18 protein-coding genes and 3 pseudogenes are annotated in these 22,205 nt (G+C 53.7%); 9 read left to right on the top strand and 12 right to left on the bottom strand.

Annotated elements, in window-relative coordinates; genetic code table 11:
- Positions 1 to 92: 92 nt before the first annotated feature.
- Positions 93 to 1,541 (bottom strand): AlkA N-terminal domain-containing protein, encoded by a 1,449-nt coding sequence (locus O3W44_RS07430; protein ID WP_269292563.1) that lies wholly within the window; start codon positions 1,539 to 1,541, stop codon positions 93 to 95.
- 159 nt (positions 1,542 to 1,700) lie between these two features.
- On the opposite strand from O3W44_RS07430, the gene O3W44_RS07425 reads away from it, so the two are divergent.
- The 3 genes from O3W44_RS07425 (at position 1,701) to pnuC (ending at position 4,147) form a co-directional block, all read left to right on the top strand.
- Positions 1,701 to 2,186, top strand: a complete 486-nt coding sequence (locus O3W44_RS07425; RefSeq protein ID WP_269292562.1) for a methylated-DNA--[protein]-cysteine S-methyltransferase — start codon at positions 1,701 to 1,703, stop codon at positions 2,184 to 2,186.
- A 154-nt stretch (positions 2,187 to 2,340) separates the two neighbouring features.
- Entirely contained in the window at positions 2,341 to 3,402 is a 1,062-nt protein-coding gene (gene nadA / locus O3W44_RS07420) for a quinolinate synthase NadA (RefSeq protein ID WP_269292561.1), read from the top strand.
- Positions 3,403 to 3,427: 25 nt separating this feature from the next.
- A complete protein-coding gene (gene pnuC, locus O3W44_RS07415) occupies positions 3,428 to 4,147 on the top strand; it encodes a nicotinamide riboside transporter PnuC (RefSeq protein ID WP_269292560.1) in 720 nt (239 codons plus the stop codon).
- Here the strand turns inward: pnuC and zitB are convergent.
- From zitB to O3W44_RS07395, 4 genes are all read right to left on the bottom strand, one after another.
- On the bottom strand, positions 4,144 to 5,100 hold the full coding sequence (gene zitB, locus O3W44_RS07410) for a CDF family zinc transporter ZitB (protein ID WP_269292559.1): 957 nt from the start codon (positions 5,098 to 5,100) through the stop codon (positions 4,144 to 4,146). The two genes, pnuC and zitB, sit on opposite strands and share 4 nt — an antisense overlap.
- Entirely contained in the window at positions 5,078 to 8,152 is a 3,075-nt protein-coding gene (locus tag O3W44_RS07405) for an ATP-binding protein (protein ID WP_269292558.1), read from the bottom strand. Before O3W44_RS07405 ends, zitB begins: the two co-directional genes overlap by 23 nt.
- Positions 8,134 to 8,715, bottom strand: coding sequence for a response regulator transcription factor (locus tag O3W44_RS07400; RefSeq protein WP_269292557.1), 582 nt, complete (start codon positions 8,713 to 8,715; stop codon positions 8,134 to 8,136). Before O3W44_RS07400 ends, O3W44_RS07405 begins: the two co-directional genes overlap by 19 nt.
- A 94-nt stretch (positions 8,716 to 8,809) precedes the next feature.
- Positions 8,810 to 9,160 carry a YbgS-like family protein gene (locus O3W44_RS07395; protein ID WP_269292556.1) on the bottom strand — a complete coding sequence of 117 codons (351 nt, stop codon included), beginning with the start codon at positions 9,158 to 9,160 and terminating at the stop codon, positions 8,810 to 8,812.
- A 289-nt stretch (positions 9,161 to 9,449) separates the two neighbouring features.
- Here O3W44_RS07395 and aroG point away from each other — a divergent pair, with 289 nt between their 5' ends.
- The gene (gene aroG / locus O3W44_RS07390) at positions 9,450 to 10,502 is read left to right on the top strand and encodes a 3-deoxy-7-phosphoheptulonate synthase AroG (protein WP_269292555.1); all 1,053 of its coding nucleotides are present in this window, start codon (positions 9,450 to 9,452) and stop codon (positions 10,500 to 10,502) included.
- A gap of 60 nt (positions 10,503 to 10,562) precedes the next feature.
- Here aroG and gpmA read toward each other — a convergent pair whose 3' ends face one another.
- The 6 genes and pseudogenes from gpmA to modE form a co-directional block, all read right to left on the bottom strand.
- Positions 10,563 to 11,315 (bottom strand): 2,3-diphosphoglycerate-dependent phosphoglycerate mutase, encoded by a 753-nt coding sequence (gpmA, locus tag O3W44_RS07385; RefSeq protein WP_269292554.1) that lies wholly within the window; start codon positions 11,313 to 11,315, stop codon positions 10,563 to 10,565.
- A gap of 163 nt (positions 11,316 to 11,478) precedes the next feature.
- A pseudogene (gene galM / locus O3W44_RS07380) lies at positions 11,479 to 12,509 on the bottom strand (galactose-1-epimerase).
- A complete protein-coding gene (gene galK, locus O3W44_RS07375; RefSeq protein ID WP_269292553.1) occupies positions 12,497 to 13,651 on the bottom strand; it encodes a galactokinase in 1,155 nt (384 codons plus the stop codon). Before galK ends, galM begins: the two are co-directional and overlap by 13 nt.
- Positions 13,648 to 14,692 (bottom strand): annotated as a pseudogene (galT, locus tag O3W44_RS07370) (galactose-1-phosphate uridylyltransferase). Before galT ends, galK begins: the two are co-directional and overlap by 4 nt.
- Positions 14,693 to 14,917: 225 nt before the next feature.
- Positions 14,918 to 16,389 (bottom strand): annotated as a pseudogene (gene modF, locus O3W44_RS07365) (molybdate ABC transporter ATP-binding protein ModF).
- A gap of 76 nt (positions 16,390 to 16,465) precedes the next feature.
- Positions 16,466 to 17,248 (bottom strand): molybdenum-dependent transcriptional regulator, encoded by a 783-nt coding sequence (modE, locus tag O3W44_RS07360; RefSeq protein ID WP_269292552.1) that lies wholly within the window; start codon positions 17,246 to 17,248, stop codon positions 16,466 to 16,468.
- Between the two features lie 141 nt (positions 17,249 to 17,389).
- Between modE and O3W44_RS07355 the strand changes: the two genes are divergently transcribed.
- From O3W44_RS07355 to modC, 4 genes are all read left to right on the top strand, one after another.
- Positions 17,390 to 17,542 carry an AcrZ family multidrug efflux pump-associated protein gene (locus tag O3W44_RS07355; RefSeq protein WP_269292551.1) on the top strand — a complete coding sequence of 51 codons (153 nt, stop codon included), beginning with the start codon at positions 17,390 to 17,392 and terminating at the stop codon, positions 17,540 to 17,542.
- Positions 17,543 to 17,682: 140 nt separating this feature from the next.
- A complete protein-coding gene (gene modA, locus O3W44_RS07350; RefSeq protein WP_269292550.1) occupies positions 17,683 to 18,456 on the top strand; it encodes a molybdate ABC transporter substrate-binding protein in 774 nt (257 codons plus the stop codon).
- On the top strand, positions 18,453 to 19,142 hold the full coding sequence (modB, locus tag O3W44_RS07345) for a molybdate ABC transporter permease subunit (protein WP_269292549.1): 690 nt from the start codon (positions 18,453 to 18,455) through the stop codon (positions 19,140 to 19,142). Before modA ends, modB begins: the two co-directional genes overlap by 4 nt.
- 2 nt (positions 19,143 to 19,144) lie before the next feature.
- Positions 19,145 to 20,203 (top strand): molybdenum ABC transporter ATP-binding protein ModC, encoded by a 1,059-nt coding sequence (gene modC / locus O3W44_RS07340; protein WP_269292548.1) that lies wholly within the window; start codon positions 19,145 to 19,147, stop codon positions 20,201 to 20,203.
- A 12-nt stretch (positions 20,204 to 20,215) separates the two neighbouring features.
- Here modC and O3W44_RS07335 read toward each other — a convergent pair whose 3' ends face one another.
- Entirely contained in the window at positions 20,216 to 21,037 is an 822-nt protein-coding gene (locus tag O3W44_RS07335) for a pyridoxal phosphatase (protein ID WP_269292546.1), read from the bottom strand.
- Positions 21,038 to 21,189: 152 nt separating this feature from the next.
- Here O3W44_RS07335 and pgl point away from each other — a divergent pair, with 152 nt between their 5' ends.
- Positions 21,190 to 22,185 (top strand): 6-phosphogluconolactonase, encoded by a 996-nt coding sequence (gene pgl / locus O3W44_RS07330; RefSeq protein WP_269292545.1) that lies wholly within the window; start codon positions 21,190 to 21,192, stop codon positions 22,183 to 22,185.
- The last annotated feature ends 20 nt before the right edge of the window (positions 22,186 to 22,205 follow it).

Here is a 22,205-nt window from a genome sequence, read left to right as displayed (position 1 = left end):
GCAGCCCGTCATCCTCTCATTTATGCAAACTGGTTGCGCTTTTAACCGCTATCATAAGGCGCCCCTGACCCGGCGACATCCTTAACGCCATCTTAAGACAAACTTTTCCAGATATGCATCACCGCGTAACTGCGCCAGGGGCGCCACTGTTGCGATCGTTGTTCGGCAGCGCGCGGTGACAGGCCACCCAGATTCTTACGAATAGCAATGTCCTCTTTGGGAAAAGCATCCGGCCAGCGTAAGGCGCGCATCGCAATATAGTGTGCAGTCCACGGGCCAATGCCCGGCAGACTCACCAGAAGCGTCATAATCTCATCTGGCGTCAGCGTAGCGTTAAAACGCAGCGTACCAGCAGCACAGGCGCTGGCGAAGGCCTGAATAGCCCTGGCGCGTGCACTGACAATGCCCAGCCCGGCAATTTCATCAATTGTGGCGTCGGCGACGCGCTGTGGTCGGGCAGAGTAGCGCGACAGGTCAGCAAAGGGTGTAACACAAGGTTCGCCAAAGGCCTGAGCAAAGCGACTACTCAGCGTAGTGGCTGCTTTAACGGTAAATTGCTGACCCAAAATGGCGCGCACGCCTAGCTCAAAACCATCGAACGCGCCAGGCACGCGCAGGCCGGGATAGTGATGAATACTGTCCGTCAGCAGGGGATCCTGCCGTAAATGCGCCGCAATCAGTAAGGGTTGGGCATTTAAATCGAACAAATCACGCAAACGACGCAGCAGGGCAGGCAGCACGGGCGTCAGAGAGGTAGAAAATTCCACTGACAGCGCATTTTTAGCCGCAAGGTGTGACACGCTAATCCAGCCGCGGTAATTGCCTAACGCCACGGTGCGACGATAAACATCGCCTTCAACCGCTTCTACTTCTTTCATTAAACGCTGCTGTAAATACCCCAGCGTCGCTGGCCAGTCATAAGGCGGGCGGTAGCTGAGGCGTAACTGAGCCACATCGCCAGGATGCGCCTGTACAGGCTGGTTCACCTCTTTGCGTAATGCGCCAGGTGTCATGCGGTAACGTGCCTGAAACACATCGTTAAAGCGTCGCAGGCTGCTAAAACCACTGGCAAAAGCAACGTCGATGATGGGCAGTCGAGTTTCCGTGAGAAGCTGTTTGGCAAGCAGCATACGGCGCGTCTGTTTTAACTCCAGCGGCGATACGCCCAGTTCTTGCTGAACAATGCGTCTTAACTGCCGGGAACTGAGACCAAATTCAGCCGCGATTTCATCCAGTCCTTCATGTTCTTCCAGTAACCCCTCTTCGATGCGCTGAACCAGACGATCTGCTACCCGATGCGCGTTATCAACGGGCGCATTACCGGGCGCCAGCTCAGGGCGGCAGCGCAGGCAAGGGCGAAAATTCGCCTTTTCCGCAGCCTCGGCACTGGTAAAAAACAGGCAATTTTTTCGCATGGGGGGTTTTACCGGGCATACCGGACGGCAATAAATACCGGTTGAGGTCACGCCCACATAAAAAACACCATCAAAGCGTGTATCACGTGATGTCAGGGCCTGATAAGCACTATCGGGATCGAGCATGGCTAATCTCCGGTAAATAAAGTGCAGCCTACACCCGTAACCGGAAGCCGACTGGCTGTTTTCGGACAGCACAACAGTTTATCGCGATGGCCGAAAACAGCCAGTTTGCTGAATAAAAAGTGCGATAATAGCCAACAGAACACTGGCAGGAGAGAGATCATGTACTTCTACAAATCTGTTGTAACGCCCGTTGGCGAGCTTAAGTTGATTGCCAGTAATCAGGGACTGGCTGCCATTTTATGGCAAGACGACAATCCTAAACGCGTGCGGCTTGCCCCGCTGGAGCACAAAGAACACCACCCTGTGTTGTGCGCAGCGGAGACGCAATTGCGGGAATATTTTGCCGGTAACCGACAATGCTTCAGCCTGCCGCTGGATTTTGCCGGTACTGAATTTCAAAAAAAAGTCTGGCAGGCGCTGGTAACCATTCCTTTCGGCGAAACCCGCAGTTACCGGCAGATTGCTGAGCAGATTGGTCATCCGGCCGCGATGCGCGCAGTGGGCGCAGCAAACGGCAAAAATCCGCTCTCAATCGTTGCACCCTGTCATCGGGTTATTGGTGCCAACGGTAAGCTAACCGGTTTTGCGGGAGGGCTCGAGGTGAAAGCTTTCCTGTTGCAACTGGAAACACCACAAAGCGCGTAACGTCTCGCAACGTCACTTTTTATGAATAAAAAAGCACGACACTCATGGGCTTTTCCGCTATCGTGTTTAGCATATAAAACACGATGGCGGAATGAACACCCTAAGCCGCCTCAAATAGCGATTTTCGTTAATTAGATAAAACGAGAGCTGTGTCATGAGTGTGATGTTCGATCCTGAAAGCGCCATTTATCCTTTTCCGCCAAAACCTGCTCGCCTGAGCACCGAACAAAAAGCGTTCTATCGCGAAAAAATCAAAGCGTTACTCAAAGCACGTAACGCAGTGATGGTGGCGCACTATTACACCGATCCTGAAATTCAGGCGCTGGCAGAAGAGACGGGCGGCTGTGTCTCTGATTCGCTGGAGATGGCACGTTTTGGCAGCACGCATCCAGCCACCACGCTGCTGGTGGCCGGCGTCCGTTTTATGGGTGAAACCGCGAAAATCCTTAGTCCTGAAAAAACCGTGCTGATGCCAACCTTGCAGGCGGAATGTTCACTCGATCTCGGCTGTCCCATCGAAGAATTCAATGCGTTTTGCGATGCCCATCCTGACCGTACCGTAGTGGTTTACGCCAACACCTCAGCGGCAGTTAAAGCGCGCGCAGACTGGGTTGTCACATCAAGCATTGCCGTTGAACTTATTGAACACCTCGACAGCCTCGGCGAAAAAATTATCTGGGCGCCCGATCGCCATCTGGGCCGCTACGTTACGCAAAAATCGGGTGCTGATGTATTGTGCTGGCAAGGTGCCTGTATTGTACACGATGAGTTCAAAACGCAGGCGCTGCAGCGCATGAAAGCTCTCTATCCTGATGCGGCCGTGCTGGTTCATCCTGAATCACCGCAGGCCATCGTCGATCTGGCTGATGCGGTTGGCTCTACCAGCCAGTTGATCCAGGCAGCGAAAGCCTTGCCACACCCGCAAATGATTGTGGCAACCGATCGCGGTATTTTTTATAAAATGCAGCAAGCGGTGCCGGAAAAAGAGCTGCTTGAAGCGCCCACTGCGGGAGAGGGAGCAACCTGTCGCAGTTGTGCGCACTGCCCGTGGATGGCCATGAATGGCCTGCAGGCAATTGCGGAAGGGTTGGAGTTCGGCGGTCAGGCGCACGAAATACATGTCGATGCGGGATTGCGTGAGGCGGCATTGCTGCCGCTCAACCGCATGCTATCCTTTGCAGCGGAACTTAAACTTAACGTAAAAGGAAACGCCTGACGCGCTCCTTTTACAGGTGCCTGTTATGGATTTCTTTAGCACACAAAATATTCTGATTCATATTCCTCTGGGAGCGGGTGGCTACGATCTTTCATGGATCGAAGCCATCGGCACACTGGCGGGCTTGCTTTGTATCTGGCTCGCCAGCCAGGAAAAAGTGATTAATTATCCATTTGGATTAATTAACGTCGTGCTGTTTGCCGTGATCTTTTTCCAGATCCAGCTCTATGCCAGTTTACTGCTGCAGCTTTTCTTCTTCGTCGCCAATGTCTACGGCTGGTATGCCTGGAGTCGCCAGACGGCCGATAAGCAGGCGGTACTGAAAATTCGCTGGTTGCCGCTACCCAAAGCGTTAACCTGGGGCGCGGTGTGTGTAATTGCTATCGGTCTTATGACGCTCTATATCGATCCGGTGTTTGCTTTCCTGACACGCACAGCCGTTGGCATAATGAACAGTCTGGGGCTGGCTGTTGTGATGCCGCAATTACAACCTGATGCTTTCCCGTTCTGGGACGCTTGCATGATGGTACTGTCGATTGTCGCGATGATCCTGATGACGCGGAAATATGTGGAGAACTGGCTGCTGTGGGTCATTATCGATGTAATTAGCGTAATGATCTTTGCCCGTCAGGGGGTTTACGCCATGGCGCTTGAGTATGTCATTTTGACCTTGATTGCATTAAACGGGTCGCGCCTGTGGATCAAGAGTGCGCAAGAGCATGGCTCGCACGCACTCTCGCATTAATGATGGTGGGCGTGTTCGCCGTGATGATGTGCGTGATGCCCGGCAGTTGACTCGCTGCCGAGGCACAGTTCGCACTCTTGGCCTGCGCAGGGTTGATACTCCATCTGCACCGTTGCGTGTGCAATTTTATAGTGCTGATGCAAATAGCGGTGAATGCGCTGCAGCAGAGCATCATGATCGTAAGGCGGGATCACCTGCACATGCAGTGTCAGGACCGGTTTCTCTCCTACCTGCCACAGATGAACGTGATGAACATTGCGCACTTCAGCAATATTCAGGGTCAGATCGCGCGACAGTTTATTCACATCCACTGTTCGTGGTGACCCCTCCAGCAATTCATGCAGACTTTCGCGCAGCAGTGCCCAGGCGCTGCGCAATACCAGCAATGACACCAGCAGTGATAAAATGGGATCGATGGGCATCCAGCCGGTAAACATGATAATCAGTGCCGCGATAATGGCCCCGATGGAACCGAGTAAATCTCCCATTACATGCAGTGCCGCCGCACGCACGTTAAGATTCTTCTCTTCGCTACCGTGATGCAGTAACCAGAATGACAAAAGATTGGCGAACAGTCCGGCAACCGCAATACCGAACATCAGTCCACCCGTGACCGGCTCAGGATGATAAAAACGACGCAGTGCCTCCCAGACGATCAACACGGTAATTACCAGCAAGGCTATCGCATTAACAAAGGCTGCCAGCGTGGTAAGGCGCAGCAGACCAAACGTATGACGTGCATTCGGTTTACGCTGAGAAAATTGTACAGCCAGTAGCGCCATCAGCAGGGCGGCAGCATCAGTCAGCATATGTCCGGCATCGGCCAGCAGTGCCAGCGAGCCTGAAATCCAGCCGCCAGTAACCTCAGCAAGCATAAAAACAGCCGTCACTGCGAAGGCTGCCGCAAGACGCTTGCGGTTGCTGTTTTGGCTATGAGAGTGCGTGTGTGCCATAAGAATCCAGTTTTTTCAGTAACCTGTTTGTTAATGATATCAGTAAATTCGACTCTTCAGAGACGTCCTGATGCTGTTTGGCCTTTTCTGCCAGCCGCTGGCTTAACGTTACGCCTTCGCTTAAACCGATTAATAACCAGCTGCCTTTCATCCGATGAGCCGATTCTGCCAGTTGCGACCAGTCAGCGACATCTCTTGCCGCAATGATTTGTGCAATATCGGTGGCTAAGGTGTCGTGCAGGGTACGGCTCAGGCGCGAAAGAAACGTCTGGTTTTGCTGTGCCAGTTGCCACAAATTAGCATCAAGCCCGGCCAGTGGATCATCGCGCAACCTGCGTAACAGTCCGGCGATATCCGGCAATTGTACCGGCTTAATGAGTACGCATTCGTTACTTTCTAATGCCACTGTCAAAAGCTGCGCATCGGCGGAGCAGAGCACGCGCAGGGACGGGTGTCCGCGCTGGCGATCGCGTCGCCGTAGCAGGCGCAGCAGTTGCATACCATTGGGGCGCGGCATCATCTGATCGATAAACAACAGATCATAAGGTTGCTGCGCATCAGCCAACAGCAGCGCGCGCCCTTGTTCAAAACACTCTGCCTGAATAGCAAAGCGAGCCAGCTGCTGCTGCATTACCAGCAAATTGGTCGGGTGATCGTCAATAACCGCCACGCGCAGATGAGGGTATTGCGGTAAAGCATCGTCAGGGTTTAATTCCGGCGCGTCACATAATATCAACGGCAGCGTAACCGTCACCTCTGTGCCTGAACCGGGCTGGGAAACAACGGCAATTTCGCCCCCCATACGCAGCACAATTTCACGGCAGATAAACAATCCCAGGCCGCTTCCCTGTACTGAAACCGATTTGCCAGATGGGGCCTGATACCAGGGATCGAATAACTTCTGTTGCTCCTCCAGAGGAATACCGCTGCCGCTGTCGCGTACCGTAACAATCAGCCTGTTATTTACTGCCAGCGTCAGACAAATCTCACCTTTCGGCGTGAATTTCAGCGCATTGGTGATCAAATTATTGATGACCTGCTGCAGGCGATCGGCATCAATTAAAATCGCGTCTGGCAGAGGGGTTAAGGCTTCGAATCGTAAGGCCGGGCCATCCTGACGCATCAGCGGATGATAAAAATGCTGCAGCTGCGCCAGCCACTGCGACAACGCTAAGGGGCGCGGCGCCAGCGTAAAACTGTTGCTCTCAATACGTGCATGATCCTGCAAATCGTTCAGCAAGGTCATCAGTGACTGGGCGCTGCTGTGCAGCAATGTCAGGTTAGCGTTGGGATGCTGCTTTTTCTCCAGCTCAAGCAGGCCGAGGATCGCCTGCATCGGCGTGCGCAATTCATGACTGACAGTGGCTAAAAACTGGCTTTTCATTGCATTGGCAAGTTCGGCCTGTTCCCGCTGCTGGCGCTCGCGTCGCTGCTGCCAGTAACGGCGCGCCAGTAAAAGCAGCAGAATGGCAAATGCCGCACCGGCACTGATAAGCACCACTTTCGGCAAGGATCGCATCGCCATAACGCTGCCGGGCTGCGGCGGCATCGACCAACTGTCACGCATCTGGCTTTGCGTATCGGCGGGAATTTGCTGTAAGGCACGATCGAGCAAGGCGCGTAAAACTGTTTCATCTGGCGTTACGCCTAACGCAACTGGCCAGGCAATATCACTGGCGGCAAAGGCAAGATGAATCTGGCTGTTATCACGGCTGGCGATGCGCCAGCGCGCTGACAAAACATTATCAACCAGCGCATCGATTTGACCGTTATTCAGCGCATCATACAGGCTGCCGCGATCGGCAAATGTCTGCGGCTGCAGATCGGCAGGCAATAACTTCATGGCTAAATCATCCTGCAATACGCCCACACGCTTACCACTGAGATCGCTCCAGTGAGCGAAGGCGGCGTTACGGGTAGCGTAAATGCCCCACAGCGCACGCCAGACCGGCAGGCTGGTGCTCTGCATCGCTTCACCATTCAACGGCAGCATCAGTTGTAACATGACCTGGTGCTGCGCCATCATCGCAGCAGCCTGCTGCGGATTACTGACCCAGCGCGGCGCAAAGCGCAGTCCAGTGCTTTGCGCGACTGCCTTAAGCAGGTCGATACCGTAACCGCGTGGCGTGCCGCTGCTGTCACGATAACTCCACGGATAGTTATCGCGTTCGGCAGCGTAGTAAATCACCGGATGCGCCGCTATCCAGTCACGTTCAGACGCGCTAAGCATAAGCGTTTGCGTATCCTGATAGCGTGGCAGGGGGGTACTCCAGCGATCCTGTAGCGTGCTCATTAACTCAGCAGGAAGCTGACGCAAACTTTGATTCAGCCAGCTCACCGTGGCCGGGTTGTAGGCAAAAGCGCGCAGGTTGAGCTGACCACTGTCTCTGTTTGAGGCGATTTGATAAATCTCGCCTTGCTGCAACTGGCTGAGTAAAAACCCGGCGCTGATTTCATCCGCCACGACATAATCGTTTTGCTGATTGAGCAGGGTGTAAAGTGCCTGCAAATCGCTACCGTAAGTCCGCCATTGATGGCGCTCAGCAAAGGCGTGTGGGAGCTGCGCCAGTGTTGACTGGCTGATTGCCAACTGTGCATTCTGACTGTTAAACATCACCGCACGCTGATTTTGCTGGTTCCGGTAAATACGCAGCGGGCTGCTAAACCAGTTATCACTGCTTAACATGCCAGAGGGCAGGGGCGGCGACAGCATCCCGAGCGCGAAATCGATCTGCTGCTGCTTAAGTGCCTGTAAAAGGTCCGCCTGGCTGGCGAACAGGCTGAGGCTGAACTGCGCACCGGTCAGCTGGCGCAGGGCCGCAAGATAGTCAGCATCAATGCCATAAAGATCGTTACCGACACGCATCGTCCAGGGCGCATTGTTATCTTCCAGCAGCCCGACGCGCAACATCTTGCCTTGCATCGCCTCTGCGCCTTTTACCGGCATCATCATCGGCAGGTTGATACTGCTCACCGGACGCAACGCTGCCTGGAGCAGCGGACAGAGAAATAAAACCATCAACACCCAATATTTCACTGTTGCGCCTTCCATAAGTCAGCCAGCTCAACCACGGAACGTGCCCCGGTTTTTTCCAGAATATTCTTTTTATGGGTACTGACCGTTTTATTACTGATGTGCAGGCGTTCGGCAATTTGCAAATTAGACAAGCCGCTGGCTAACAGGGCCAGAACCTGACGCTCTTTACGGGTAAGCGGGAGTTCCGGCGCATCGCCGATCGCCGGGAAAGCGGTTTGACCACCGAGGACAGCCAGGATAGCACTGAGTAACTGCTCCATGCGCTGACTCTTCACCACATAGCCTGCGGCTCCCAGCGCCCTGGCCTGACGGACATAATGTTGAGTCTGTTCGCCAGAGTAGATCAACACCGGACAGGTCGGTAAATGCACTTTGAGACGGCGCAAAATTTCCAGCCCATCGCCGTCCGGCAAACCCATGTCCAGCACAATAATATCGAGCGGCTGCTGTAAAAACGGGCGCGCGGCGTGTTCGCTGCTGGCCGAAAACAGACGAAGAGGGACAGGAGAGTGAATGAGCGCAGCTTCCAGCGCCACTTCAACCAGTGGATGATCGTCAATCAGAAGCAATGAAGCCATGAAGAATTCCCTGTTATTTTACAGGTTCAGCATAGCGGAAGAAGAGAAGGGAAAAAATAAAGGAGAGCTAAGCTCTCCTTATTAACATCAATAATTACTGCGAAGTACCGTCGGTTTTGGTATTGACGTCACCGCCACCCTCTTTGGTCTGAACTTTTTTATTGATGTTTGGGCATTTGCCATCTTTACATTGCGCATTCTGGTCAATTTCATCAGCGGACATATTGCTACTGCCGGTCGCTGACTGGTTGGTATTCATACCAGAATTGTTAATGTCTTTGTTATCAACATTATTCGGTGGCAGATTCTCTTTCGCGCCACCAGCTGCTGCGCCTGCGTCGGCAGCCTGATTCGCAGTACCATTGTTACCCTGAGCCGCCATTGCTGCGCCGCTACCCAAGGTCATCGCTGCCGTAAAAAGGATAATTGCAAACTTATTCATCATTATGCTCCCGTTAATTAATGACAGTTGCTGTCTCAAACCCGGTGTTGCAGTTTGGATAAACGTCTCCCGGGCGAAATATAATTCCGCCGTTTGGCTTATAAGCAAATATTAATTGTGCAAGCAGCCAGTTCCTCAGTGCTTACAAGTAAAAAGCTTAGTCGATGCGTTAATAAATGCAAATTTCACTCGCGCATTTTAACCAGAACGGGAATTTACACCCCGGCGCTTCGGGCTACATTGTTCAGGTTGCGCCCGGCGCACGCTGGGCCAGAAATAATATGGAATCAGTATGAATTACCAGAACGATGATTTACGCATCAGAGAGATCAAAGAGCTGTTACCTCCTGTTGCGCTGCTTGAGAAATTTCCGGCAAGTGATAAAGCGGCGCAAACGGTGTCAGAAGCGCGCCAGGCAATCCATCATATCCTGCAAGGCCGGGATGATCGCCTGCTGGTGGTGATTGGACCCTGCTCCATTCACGATACCGAAGCCGCAAAAGCCTATGCGTCACGCTTGTTAACGCTGCGTGAAGAGCTGAAAGGCGAGCTTGAAGTGGTCATGCGCGTCTATTTTGAAAAGCCGCGTACCACCGTGGGCTGGAAAGGGCTAATTAACGATCCTTACATGGATGGCAGCTTTCAGTTAAACGATGGCCTGCGTATGGCGCGTAAATTGTTGCTCGATATCAATGACAGCGGTTTACCGGCGGCGGGTGAGTTCCTGGATATGATCACGCCACAATATGTAGCCGATTTGATGAGCTGGGGCGCGATTGGTGCACGTACCACCGAGTCTCAGGTGCACCGCGAGCTGGCTTCAGGTTTATCCTGCCCGGTAGGGTTTAAAAACGGCACCGACGGCACCATCAAAGTCGCGATTGATGCAATCAACGCGGCGGGTTCACCGCACTGTTTCCTGTCGGTGACCAAATATGGCCATTCAGCGATTGTCGAAACCAGCGGCAACGCGGACTGTCATATCATTTTGCGTGGCGGTAAAGAGCCAAACTACAGTGCGCATCACGTTAGTGCCGTTAAAGCGGGCCTGGAAAAAGCCGGTTTACCGCAGCAGGTGATGATCGATTTTAGTCATGCTAACAGCAGCAAGCAGTATCAAAAGCAGATGCTGGTAGCAGATGATGTTTCGCAGCAGATTATCGCGGGCGAAAAGGGCATTATCGGCGTGATGATTGAAAGTCATTTAGTTGAAGGCAATCAAAGCCTGGAGAGCGGCGAGCCGCTGGTCTATGGCAAAAGCGTCACTGACGCCTGCATCGGCTGGGACGATACCGACAAAGTCCTGCGTCAGTTGGCAGCAGCGGTAAAACAGCGTCGCGGCTGATTATCGCACTTGCATAAAAAGGCCAGACTTACGTCTGGCCTTTTGCGTTTCAGCGCAGGCTTACTTCGCTTTGCCCTGGTTTGCCACGGCCGCCGCTTTTGCAGCGATTTCGTCGGCATCACCCAGATAGTAACGCTTCAGCGGTTTGAAGTTTTCGTCAAACTCATACACCAACGGCACACCGGTTGGGATATTAAGTTCCAGAATCTCTTCTTCGCTCATATTATCGAGATATTTTACCAGCGCACGCAGTGAGTTACCGTGTGCCGCCACGATCACTTTCTCACCGCTTTTGATGCGCGGCAGAATGCTTTCGTTCCAGTAAGGGATCACGCGGTCAATGGTCAGCGCCAGGCTTTCGGTGGTTGGCAGCTGTTCAGCGGTCAGAGATGCGTAACGCGGATCGTGTCCCGGGAAACGCTCGTCGCTGCGATCCAGTTCCGGCGGAGTTACCGCGAAGCCGCGACGCCACTGTTTAACCTGCTCGTCGCCATATTTGTCGGCGGTTTCCGCTTTGTTCAGACCCTGCAGCGCGCCGTAGTGACGCTCGTTCAGACGCCATGATTTTTCAACCGGCAGCCAGGCCTGATCCAGCTCATCAAGAACGTTCCACAGGGTGTGAATGGCGCGTTTCAGCACAGAGGTGTAAGCAAAATCAAAGACGAAACCTTCTTTCTTCAGCAGTTGACCGGCTGCTTTGGCTTCGGTGCGACCTTTGTCAGAAAGGTCTACGTCGTACCATCCGGTAAAGCGGTTTTCGTTGTTCCACTGGCTTTCGCCGTGTCGCACCAGAACCAGCTTAGTTACGGCCATAGCTTAACTCCTTAATACTTAATGTTTCTGTGATAATGGAAACCTGCTGCTGCCAGCACAATGAGCGGCGCCGGACTGCGTACTGATTGCGCCATACCATATCGGAAAACAGCGCCCCGCGTAAGCCTGTCTGTTACGCACTGCGCGTTTTTCGTCCGGCGGCTCAGTGCGGCGTGAAGCGATAGCGCGTCACAGACTCATAACATTCCCTGGCTGTAGCCAGCAATCGGCTTGCGGCCACTCAGGATGATTAGGCGAGTCAGGTAAAAACTCACTCTCCAGTGCAATGCCCTGGAAAGCAGTATAGCTTTCCTGCTCGCGGGCGCGCGTGCCCTCAAGATAGTTGCCGCTGTAAAACTGCAACGCGGGTGCTGAGGTCGTCACGCTGAGTTGCAGCTTACCATCCGCTGACCACAACTCTGCGGCAGGCTGATTTGCGTCACCGGCGCTCTCCAGCAGAAACGCATGGTCATAACCTTTCACCGCCTGCTGATCCTCGTCGGCGAGAAAATCCTGAGCGACGGTTTTCGGCTGGCGAAAATCGAAGCTGGTTCCTGCCACCGCTTTTAATGGCGCATTCGGAATGCCTGCGCTGTCAACCGGCAGGTAACGATGGGCGTGCAGTTGTAAGCGATGCTGACGCGCGTCGCCATGATGCGCATCAAGATTAAAGTAAGCGTGATTGGTCAGATTAACCGGACAGGCCCGATCGCAGCGCGCTTCGTAATGAATCGACAGGCTGTTGTCATCATCAAGCCGGAAGCGCACATTCGCAACTAAGTTACCCGGAAAGCCCTGGTCGCCATCGGGCGAATCGATACGGTAATGCACTTCGCTTTCAGACTGGCTGACGATCTGCCAGCGCCGCTTATCAAAACCTTCCGGGCCGCCATGTAGCTGATGCTCGCCCTGATTAGCCGCCAGTTGCAGCGGCAGTGCAGACAATCTGGCATGAGCGATGCGGTTAGCGTAACGGCCCACAGTCGCGCCCAGATAAGCCTCCTGATGCAGATAATCAGAGGGCGTAGCGCAGCCGAGCAGTGCTTCACGCACGCTGCCGTCCTGCATAGGCACGCGAGCCGAAAGCCAGGTCGCGCCCCAGTCCATAAAGGTCGCAATCATGCCATTGGCGTTACGCAGCACAGTAATGCGCCACGGCTGACCGTCTGGCGCATGAGAATTTACATCTGGCATTGACCGGCTCCTTCTGACGCTTTGCAAACGTAAAAGGTCTCTTTTATGCCGGTTTTGGCTTCATACTGTGCGGCAACGGCTGCTTTGACCTGATCAACCTGATCAAGCGGTATTAATGCCACGACGCAACCGCCAAAACCGCCGCCAGTCATGCGTACACCGCCACGCTCGCCAATTTCAGCTTTAACAATTTCAACCAGGGTATCGATCGGCGGGACGGTAATTTCAAAATCATCGCGCATGGACGCGTGCGATTCTGCCATCAGCTCACCCATGCGTTTAAGATCGCCCCGGCTCAACGCTTCAGCGGCTTCCAGGGTGCGGGCGTTTTCAGTCAGTACATGACGCACACGTTTGGCAACCTCGGGATCAAGCCGGGATTCAGCGGCCTGAAACTCTGCCAGCCCGACATCGCGTAATGCCTGCTTTTCAAAGAAGCGCGCACCGGTTTCACACTGCTGTCGGCGCGTGTTGTATTCGCTCCCGACCAGGCTACGGCGGAAGTTAGAGTTGATAATCACCACCGCAACATCGTCTGGCAGGGAAACCGGCCGCGTGCTGAGCGTGCGACAGTCAAGCAGCATGGCGTGATCTTTCTGACCCAGCGCGGAAATAAGCTGATCCATGATGCCGCAGTTACAGCCCACAAACTGGTTTTCCGCTTCCTGTCCGTTCACCGCAATGGCTGCGCCATCCAGCGGCAGGGCATAGAGCTGCTGCAACACGGTGCCAACGGCCACTTCCAGCGAGGCTGAAGAGCTTAAACCCGCGCCCTGCGGCACGTTGCCGCTGATCACCATATCAACGCCGCCAAAGTCGGCATGGCGTTTTTGCAGGTGCTTTACGACGCCGCGTACATAGTTTGCCCACATTGGCTCCTGAACGCTGACAATCGGTTCATCCAGAGAGAAGCTGTCCTGGGCATTATCATAATCAACGGCAATGACCCGTACCTGGCGATCGTCCCGCTTCGCACAGGCGATAACGGTTTGATAATCAATGGCGCAGGGCAGAACAAAGCCGTCATTGTAATCGGTGTGTTCACCGATCAAATTTACCCGACCTGGCGCCTGGATGATGTGCGTCGGCGCGTAGCCGAACAGATCGGAGAACACCTGTTGCGTGGTGGTTTTTAAATTCATTGTTGTGCCTCGCGGAAGTGAACATCGCTAACAGAACGCAACCGTTCTGCTGCCTGTTCTGCGGTAAGATCGCGTTGGGTTTCGGCCAGCATTTCATACCCGACCATAAATTTACGCACCGTTGCTGAACGCAGCAGCGGTGGATAGAAGTGCGCATGCAATTGCCAGTGATCGTTCGCTTCATTGTTGAAGGGCGCGCCATGCCAGCCCATTGAATAGGGAAAGAGCACTGAAACAGGTTGTCGTAACGGCTGGTGAGCTGCTTCAGGGCAAGCGCCAGATCGCTACGCTGCGCCTCATCAAGATCGGTCAGGCGTTTGATCTGCGCTTTTGGCAGTAACAAGGTTTCGAAGGGCCAGGCGGCCCACCACGGCACCACGGCCAGCCAGTGTTCGGTTTCGACCACGGTGCGGCTGCCATCGTTTAGCTCGCGGGCGGCGTAATCAACCAGCATGGGTGAGCCATGTCTGGCGAAATAGTCACGCTGATGATCGTCTTCACGCTGGGCTTCATTAGGCAGAAAACTGTTGGCCCATATCTGGCCATGCGGATGTGGGTTGGAACAACCCATTGCTGCGCCTTTGTTTTCAAATACCTGCACCCACGGATAGTGTTGTCCGAGGTCGGCAGTCTGCTCCTGCCAGGTACGCACGACTTCTTCGAGCGCGTTGAGTGACATTTCCGGCAAGGTTTTGCTGTGATCGGGTGAGAAGCAGATGACACGGCTGGTACCCCGGGCGCTTTCACAGCGCATCAGCACATCGTCGCTGGCGGGGGCATCTGGCGTATCGGTCATCAAGGCGGCAAAGTCATTAGTGAAAACGTAAGTGCCGCTGTAGTCCGGGTTTTTATCGCCGGTAATGCGGGTATTGCCGGCACACAAAAACAGTCGGGATCGTGCGCGGGCAAAGTATGGGTAGCAGGAGTTTCCTGAGCACCTTGCCACGGACGTTTGGCACGATGCGGGGAAACTAAAATCCACTGATCGATCAGTGGATTGTAACGGCGATGCGGATGATCGACCGGGTTAAATTTTTCCATGTTTCATCCTGGTAAGCGTCAAAAGCCGGTTAGGCATTGTTAAAAAATAGCACATCAGCCGACATGAAAGCGTGATCGAGTCTGGATAAATGGTATCGTTTACACAAGCTGAATAATCTCATTTTATAGCGTTCAGTGCAGCAGAGAGGCGATTATTGTGCAAGTTAATGGTAACGCTTACATTGCGGAGGGGAATAAACGCCGACAGGGCGGCGTTTAGAGAAATTAGCCTAACGTTTCTTGAAGATAATCGTAACCCTCTGCGCGTGCGACAAAGCTAAGGCGGTGAGTAATGCACTGCGGCGCATCTTCTGCATGGTGTGAAACAAACAGCAGTTGCGTGCGGCCTTCACCAATCAGCACGTCGACAAAGCGACGAACCAGCTGACGGTTAATCGGATCGAGTCCCTGCAATGGTTCATCGAGAATCAGCAGGGTAGGATGCTTAACCAGCGCGCGCGCAATCAGCACCAGCCGCTGTTGTCCCCATGACAGACTGTGGAACGGCGCATCGCTTAACGCATTATCCATGCCCAGCAGCGCCAGCCACTGGCGCGCCAGCGCCTTCTGGCGCTCGGAGACGGCCTGATACAGGCCTATCGAATCAAAAAAGCCGGAGAGGATCACGGTAAGCACATTTACGCTGACGCGGTAATCAAGATGCAGGCTACTGCTGACATAACCAATATGCTGCTTGATATCCCAGATGGTTTCACCACTGCCGCGACGGCGACCAAACAGGGTTAAATCATTGCTGTAGCCTTGGGGATGATCGCCCGTGACCAGACTGAGTAGCGTCGATTTACCCGCGCCGTTAGGGCCAACAATCTGCCAGTGTTCACCGGCGTTAACCTGCCAGTTTAGACCCTTAATCACCGGTTGATCGTCATAAGAAACCACACCGTTGCGCAATATGACGCGGGGTGCATTATCAGCCAGTGTTGGCAGTTGATCGGGCGCATCGGCTTCGGGTAGCGCCATGCCCCTGAGCTGTTCACTGTGCGCCAGCTGCGCAACCAGGGCTTCGGCCAGAATCGCCTGACGCGCACCGACATGGGTAAGGGTACATTCGGCCAGCACGCCAACCTGCTGGATAAACGCCGGGATATCATCGAAGCGGTTTAATACCAGTACCAGGGTAAAGCCGGGCTGTTGCAGGTTTTGCAGCGTTTCGCTCAGGCTGGCGCGTGACGCCACATCCAGCCCGTCAAAAGGTTCATCAAGAATCAACAGATCCGGCTGCTTCATCAGTGCCTGACACAGCAGAGTCTTGCGCGTTTCGCCAGTGGAGAGATACTTGAAGCGGCGTGACAGCAACCCCGTTATGCCAAACTGCTCCGCCAGCTGTGCGCACCGCGCCGTATCTTTACTTCATCCTGAATAATCTCTGACGCCGTGCGACCGGTATCATTTTCGCCTTCGCTCAGCAGATCGGTGTTATTGCGTAACCATTCATCAGACACCAGTTTTTGTAACTGCTCTAATGAAAGACGGGCTGGACGCTGAAAATTGCTGATTAGCCTGCCTTTTAACGGTGGAAGCTCACCCGACAGCGCCCGCGCCAGAGAGGATTTACCACTGCCGTTTGCGCCAACAAAAGCCCAGCTTTCGCCGCTGTGAAGCTGAAGATCATTAAGGGTCAGTATTCGGGTGTCGCTAAGACGAAACGTGCCTTGCGAAATTTGCAATGAAGACATGATATATTCCATTTTATGCATCGTATCACTGAGTTGTAACCACTGCATGCCATGAAGTCAAATCACGACCTGTAAACTAAAGTAACGTCGCCAGAATGGCGTGTTCAGCATTAAAGCTGGCGGTAACGGTGTCGCCCGCGTGCAGAATTTTTTGCTGCACCTCGGTGTTGGAGAGGGTGGCGCACAGGGTTTCCCCGCTGGCTAAGGTCATCAACACTTCGCTTACCTGCTCGCCGGGTTCGATGGCACTGATCTGTGCCGTTAACTGATTATCTGCCTCGCCGGGATGGTGATTTACTGTAATCCACGGCGCTTTAATTAATACCAGCACTTCTTTCCCGGCAGTGAGTTGCAAACGCTCGGCGCTGCGCTGCGTTAACGCTACCTTAAGCGCCGTTTTGCCATCTGCCAGCAAAATAGTGAGATGCTGAACGACCTGCTGTGCATCGTTGGTGATAACCGTACCGAAAAGTTGATTACGCGCACTGGTTTGCAGCGAAAAGCGCGCAATGGCTGCCAGCAGGCTGTCGAGCGGCAGCGAATCCTGTTGCAGCGCATCAAAGGCTTTTTGCTGAATTTGCTCCATTAACTGGAACAGCTGGATTAATCGCTGACCGTAACGCGTCAGGCAAGCACCCCCGCCGCCTTTGCCACCGGTGGCGCGTTCAACCAGCGTTTCATCTGCCAGTTGATTCATTTCGTTAATCGCATCCCATGCGCTTTTATAGCTGATCCCCGCCAGCCTGGCACCCTGACTGATCGAGCCGGTATGCTGGACCTGCTTTAGCAGCTCAATGCGGCGCGGATCGGCAAAGAGTTTTTGCTGTAAACGAATATGAAGAGAGAGTTCGGCTTGCATGGCAGCTCCGGCAAAGGGTTGATTCACAACACGCTGGGATGATAGCGGCGTTTCGGCAGAAAAGTAAAAGCACGAAAAGGGCTGCGCAAATATTTCTTCAACCGTTACAATCTCTTTTTTGTTCGCAGAGTGAGACTCTCCATGTTGGAATTGCTTAAAAGCCTCGCCGTGGCGGTAATTATGGTACCCGTTGTGATGGCGGTGATGTTGGGTCTGATTTATGGCCTGGGTGAAGTATTTAACGTCATCTCAAAATTTGGCCGTCGCGAAAACAGCCCCCGTTCACAAAATTGATTTCCTGAAATGCCCGCCATGTCAGCGGGCGTTATTATTTTCCCCGCCCTCAATCTTCTGCTTTTCCTGCCGATAATGTCATGACACTCCGGGAACTTACGTTATATTATCGCCTATACAACGAACCACTGGAGAACACCATGTCTGTATCATCGTACCGTTGGGGTATTGCCGCTGTGTTGAGTGTGTCGCTGGCCGGTCAGGCTGCTGCGGCTGAAAAAATTACTGTGTTTGCTGCTGCGTCGTTAACCAACGCTCTGCAGGAGATTAGTAGCCAGTATCAGCAGAAAAGTGGCGTAGAGGTCGTCTCCTCATTTGCCTCCTCTTCTACGCTGGCGCGTCAGATTGAGCAGGGCGCACCTGCCGATCTGTTCATCTCTGCCGATCAGCAGTGGATGGACGATGCGGTGGCTAAAAAGAGCATGATCGATAACACACGTTTTACCTTGCTGGGTAACGATTTGGTGTTGATCGCACCGCGTAGCAGCACCGTAAAAGCGGTTAATATCGACAACCACACCGACTGGAAAAGCCTGCTAAAAGGTGAACGTCTGGCGGTGGGCGATCCCGATCACGTGCCTGCCGGTATCTACGCTAAAGAGGCGTTACAGAAACTGGGCGCGTGGGAAACGCTGTCTCCAGTTATGGCGCGGGCAAACAATGTACGTGCCGCACTGGCGCTGGTGGAGCGCAATGAAACGCCGTTTGGCATTGTGTATGGTTCAGATGCTGTTGCCAGCAATAAAGTACAGGTGGTTGGCACGTTCCCGGAATCGAGCCATAAAGCAGTCGAATATCCGATGGCGATAGTTAAGGATCACAACGGCTCAGCCGTTACTGCTTTTTATCAGTATTTAAAAGGGCCGGAAGCGGCAGCCGTGTTTAAACGTTACGGATTCACACCTAAGACATGATACTCAGCGATCTCGAATGGCAGGCGGTCATGCTTAGCCTGAAAGTGTCTGGCATTGCCGTGCTCTGCAGCCTGCCGTTTGGCATCCTGATTGCCTGGATTCTGGTACGTTGCCGCTTTCCAGGCAAAACCCTGCTCGACAGTTTGATTCATTTACCGCTGGTGTTGCCGCCCGTGGTGGTGGGCTATCTGTTATTAATTGGTCTGGGGCGACGTGGATTTATAGGTGAAAAGCTCTATGACTGGTTTGGCTTCAGCTTCGCCTTTAGCTGGCGTGGGGCCGCTTTAGCCTCTGCAGTGATCGCGTTTCCGCTCATGGTGCGTGCAATTCGTCTGGCATTAGAAGCGGTCGATACGCGACTGGAACAGGCAGCACGCACATTGGGCGCAGGCCGCTGGCGCGTATTCTTTACCATCACTTTACCGCTCACATTGCCCGGCATCATTGTTGGGACTGTGCTGGCCTTTGCACGCTCGCTCGGTGAATTTGGTGCAACGATTACCTTTGTATCCAATATCCCCGGCGAGACGCGTACCATTCCGCTGGCAATGTACACCCTGATTGAGACACCGGGCGCAGAAAGCGCCGCAGCCCGGCTCTGCGTCATCGCCATCGTTTTGGCGCTGGCATCGCTATTGATCTCTGAATGGCTGGCCCGCTGGGGTCGTAAGCGGATGGGGGCATAATCATGCTGTCACTCAATTTTTCCCAGCAGTTGGGCGATCATGTGCTTGAGGTCAATGCGCACATTCCGGCCAAAGGGATTACCGCCATATTTGGCGTATCCGGTGCCGGTAAAACCTCATTAATCAATGCCATCGGTGGTTTAACCCAGCCGCAGAGCGGCACGATCCAGCTTAACGACCGCATCCTGTTTGATGCGGATAAACAGATCATATTACCGCCTGAAAAACGCCGCATTGGCTATGTTTTTCAGGATGCGCGGCTGTTTCCCCACTATCGCGTGCGTGGAAACCTGCAATATGGCATGGCAGCCAAAATGAAAGGGCAGTTTGAGGCACTGGTGTCTCTGCTTGGGCTTGAAACCCTGCTAAATCGTTTTCCACTGTCGCTGTCAGGAGGCGAAAAGCAGCGGGTGGCGATTGGTCGCGCCTTGCTCACCGCCCCCGATATTTTGCTGATGGATGAACCTCTGGCTTCACTCGACCTGCCGCGCAAGCGTGAACTGATGCCTTATCTGCAAAAGCTGGCAAAGCAGGTTGAAATTCCGCTGCTGTATGTTTCACACAGCCTCGAAGAGATACTGCAATTAGCGGATAATGTGCTGGTGCTGGACAGCGGAAAAGTCAAGGCGTTTGGTTCGCTGGAGCGCGTCTGGGGCAGCAGTGCAATGCGGCCCTGGCTGCCACTCAACGAACTCACCAGCGTGCTGCGTGTGCAGGTGTTAGAGCAGCACCCCGATTACCCGATGACGGCACTGTCGCTGGGCGATCAGCATATCTGGGTCAGTCGGATAAATCAGCCCGCTAAAACGCCGCTGCGTATTCGTATCGCCTCAGCCGATGTCTCCCTGGCGCTGCAACCGCCACACAACACTTCTATCCGCAATATTTTACCGGCGCAGGTGGTGGAATTGATTGAGGTCGGGGATCAGATTGAAGTCAGGCTGCGCATCGGCATCAGCGAATTATGGGCGCGTATCTCGCCGTGGGCACGGGATGAACTGGGCATTCGGCCAGAACAGTGGCTCTATGCCCAGATTAAAAGCGTTTCAGTCACGGCCTGAACCGCGATCCGCTCAGGCAAGCAGTAGGTGATTAAGGGTGTCGGCAATACTGGGTTCGAGATTGGTGCCGATCACCTTTTTCGCCCGGATTCTGATCGCCTCGTCGGCGTTGCCCATTGCGACGCCCATGCCAACCGCTTCCAGCATGCTGAGGTCGTTATAGTTGTCACCAAAGGCGATAACGTCATTCATGCTCAACCCAAGCGATTCAACCCACTGCGCCAGCCGTTTCCCTTTGCTGTTGCCGCGCTGCGCGATATCAACCTGATCGTGCCATGACCATTCGCACGCCAGTCCTAATTCAGCTTCAACTTTTTCTGCGAACAGCTCCAGCTCAACGATGTTTTCGTGCGACAACGCAAATTTCCAGATCGATTCTGCGTCGTGTGCAGCCTGCGCCAGATCCGGCACCTGCTTAAACAGCGGACGCTGATGCGGCGGCAGCGATTCGGCCCATTTCATGGTGCGGATAACATGCCCGGTCGGCGTTTGATAGAGCATCGCATCGTCCACATACAGCAAGCCGTGAATCGGCTGCGCAGTCAGCATTTCAATCACGCGCAGCGCCTGCTGTTTATCCATCGGATCGGCAGCCAGCACCTTTTGGGCTTGGTAATCATACAAATAGGTGCCATTGCAGCAAATTGCTGGCGTATCCAGCTCTAATGCCTGATAAAAAGGATGAATAGCGCAGTGATGGCGGCCAGTCACAATGGCGACCTTAATACCCGCCTGACGTGCGCGTTGCAGGGTTTCAATGGACTGCGGCAGAATGGTTTTTGCTGGCGTTAACAGCGTGCCATCAAGGTCGAGGGCGATTACACGATAGCTCATTAATCCTTCCGTCTGTATGCGTTAGCGAAGGGCCAAGTCTACATTGACCGCGGCCCTGAGACAAAAAACAGGGCACAAATGATCTCAGCGCCGTCAAAGAAAACGCGCTAAAGTGACCCACTGAACATAGCGGCAGCATAAAAGGAGAATGCATGAAACAAGTTGTCTACACCGCCAGTCCCGAAAGTCAGCAAATTCATGTCTGGCAATTGAATGAAGATGGCGCACTCACACTGCTTCAGGTGACGGATGTTGCCGGCCAGGTTCAGCCAATGGTGGTGAGTCCGAAAAAAGATTTCCTCTATGTTGGCGTACGCCCCAATTTTCGCGTCTTAGCTTTCCGCATTGCGGCGGATGGCACCTTGACTGAAGCGGGCCAGGCACCATTGCCAGGCAGCCCAACGCACATTTCGACCGATCGCACAGGAAAATTCCTGTTTTGCGGTTCTTATAATGATGAGTGTGTCAGCGTCAGCCCGATCAACGCCGAGGGAATACCGCAAGCGCCAACGCAGGTGATTAACGGCCTTGCCGGTTGTCATTCCGCCAATATCGATAACGCTAATCAAACGCTGTTCGTGCCCGCGTTAAAGCAGGATCGCATCTGCCTGTTTGAACTGGGTGCTGAAGGCCAGCTAACGCCACGTCAGCAGGCACAGGTTACCACTGTAGAGGGTGCCGGCCCGCGCCATATGGTATTTCATCCCAACGGCAATTACGCCTACTGCGTCAACGAACTGGACAGCACCGTGGATGTCTGGGCGCTAAACCATGCACAGGGTGAGGTTGAGCGCGTGCAGACGCTGGATTTGCTGCCGCCGGGCTTTGAGGGTACACGCTGGGCAGCAGATATCCATCTGACGCCGAATGGCCGCTTTCTTTACGCCTGCGATCGTACCAGCAGCACGCTGGCAATCTTTAGCGTCAGTGAAGAGGGTGGATTATTAACAGTAGAAGGATTCCAGCCGACCGAAACGCAGCCGCGCGGTTTCAACATTGACAACAGCGGTCAGTATCTGGTGGCGGCAGGACAGAAATCACATCATATTGAGGTTTATCGTATTACCGGGCCGCAGGGACTGTTACAGCCTGTTGGCCGTTATGCGGTGGGCCAGGGACCAATGTGGGTGGTGATTCATCAGCTTTAACCCCATCGCCCTCTCCTGTG

Origin of the sequence: Pantoea sp. LMR881 (assembly GCF_027157825.1) — a bacterium.
Taxonomy (GTDB): domain Bacteria; phylum Pseudomonadota; class Gammaproteobacteria; order Enterobacterales; family Enterobacteriaceae; genus Pantoea; species Pantoea haifensis.
The sequence above is the reverse complement of the archived record's forward strand: the minus strand, read 5'-3'. Positions and strand labels throughout refer to the sequence as shown.

Coding starts and splice junctions, on each gene's coding strand:
- O3W44_RS07430 (WP_269292563.1), bottom strand. CDS start 1,541: ATGCTCGATCCCGATAGTGCTTATCAGGCCCTGACATCACGTGATACA.
- gpmA (WP_269292554.1), bottom strand. CDS start 11,315: ATGGCCGTAACTAAGCTGGTTCTGGTGCGACACGGCGAAAGCCAGTGG.
- modA (WP_269292550.1), top strand. CDS start 17,683: ATGTCTGTATCATCGTACCGTTGGGGTATTGCCGCTGTGTTGAGTGTG.
- O3W44_RS07425 (WP_269292562.1), top strand. CDS start 1,701: ATGTACTTCTACAAATCTGTTGTAACGCCCGTTGGCGAGCTTAAGTTG.
- pgl (WP_269292545.1), top strand. CDS start 21,190: ATGAAACAAGTTGTCTACACCGCCAGTCCCGAAAGTCAGCAAATTCAT.
- O3W44_RS07400 (WP_269292557.1), bottom strand. CDS start 8,715: ATGGCTTCATTGCTTCTGATTGACGATCATCCACTGGTTGAAGTGGCG.
- O3W44_RS07355 (WP_269292551.1), top strand. CDS start 17,390: ATGTTGGAATTGCTTAAAAGCCTCGCCGTGGCGGTAATTATGGTACCC.
- galK (WP_269292553.1), bottom strand. CDS start 13,651: ATGAATTTAAAAACCACCACGCAACAGGTGTTCTCCGATCTGTTCGGC.
- aroG (WP_269292555.1), top strand. CDS start 9,450: ATGAATTACCAGAACGATGATTTACGCATCAGAGAGATCAAAGAGCTG.
- O3W44_RS07395 (WP_269292556.1), bottom strand. CDS start 9,160: ATGATGAATAAGTTTGCAATTATCCTTTTTACGGCAGCGATGACCTTG.
- O3W44_RS07405 (WP_269292558.1), bottom strand. CDS start 8,152: ATGGAAGGCGCAACAGTGAAATATTGGGTGTTGATGGTTTTATTTCTC.
- modE (WP_269292552.1), bottom strand. CDS start 17,248: ATGCAAGCCGAACTCTCTCTTCATATTCGTTTACAGCAAAAACTCTTT.
- O3W44_RS07335 (WP_269292546.1), bottom strand. CDS start 21,037: ATGAGCTATCGTGTAATCGCCCTCGACCTTGATGGCACGCTGTTAACG.
- pnuC (WP_269292560.1), top strand. CDS start 3,428: ATGGATTTCTTTAGCACACAAAATATTCTGATTCATATTCCTCTGGGA.
- modC (WP_269292548.1), top strand. CDS start 19,145: ATGCTGTCACTCAATTTTTCCCAGCAGTTGGGCGATCATGTGCTTGAG.
- nadA (WP_269292561.1), top strand. CDS start 2,341: ATGAGTGTGATGTTCGATCCTGAAAGCGCCATTTATCCTTTTCCGCCA.
- zitB (WP_269292559.1), bottom strand. CDS start 5,100: ATGGCACACACGCACTCTCATAGCCAAAACAGCAACCGCAAGCGTCTT.
- modB (WP_269292549.1), top strand. CDS start 18,453: ATGATACTCAGCGATCTCGAATGGCAGGCGGTCATGCTTAGCCTGAAA.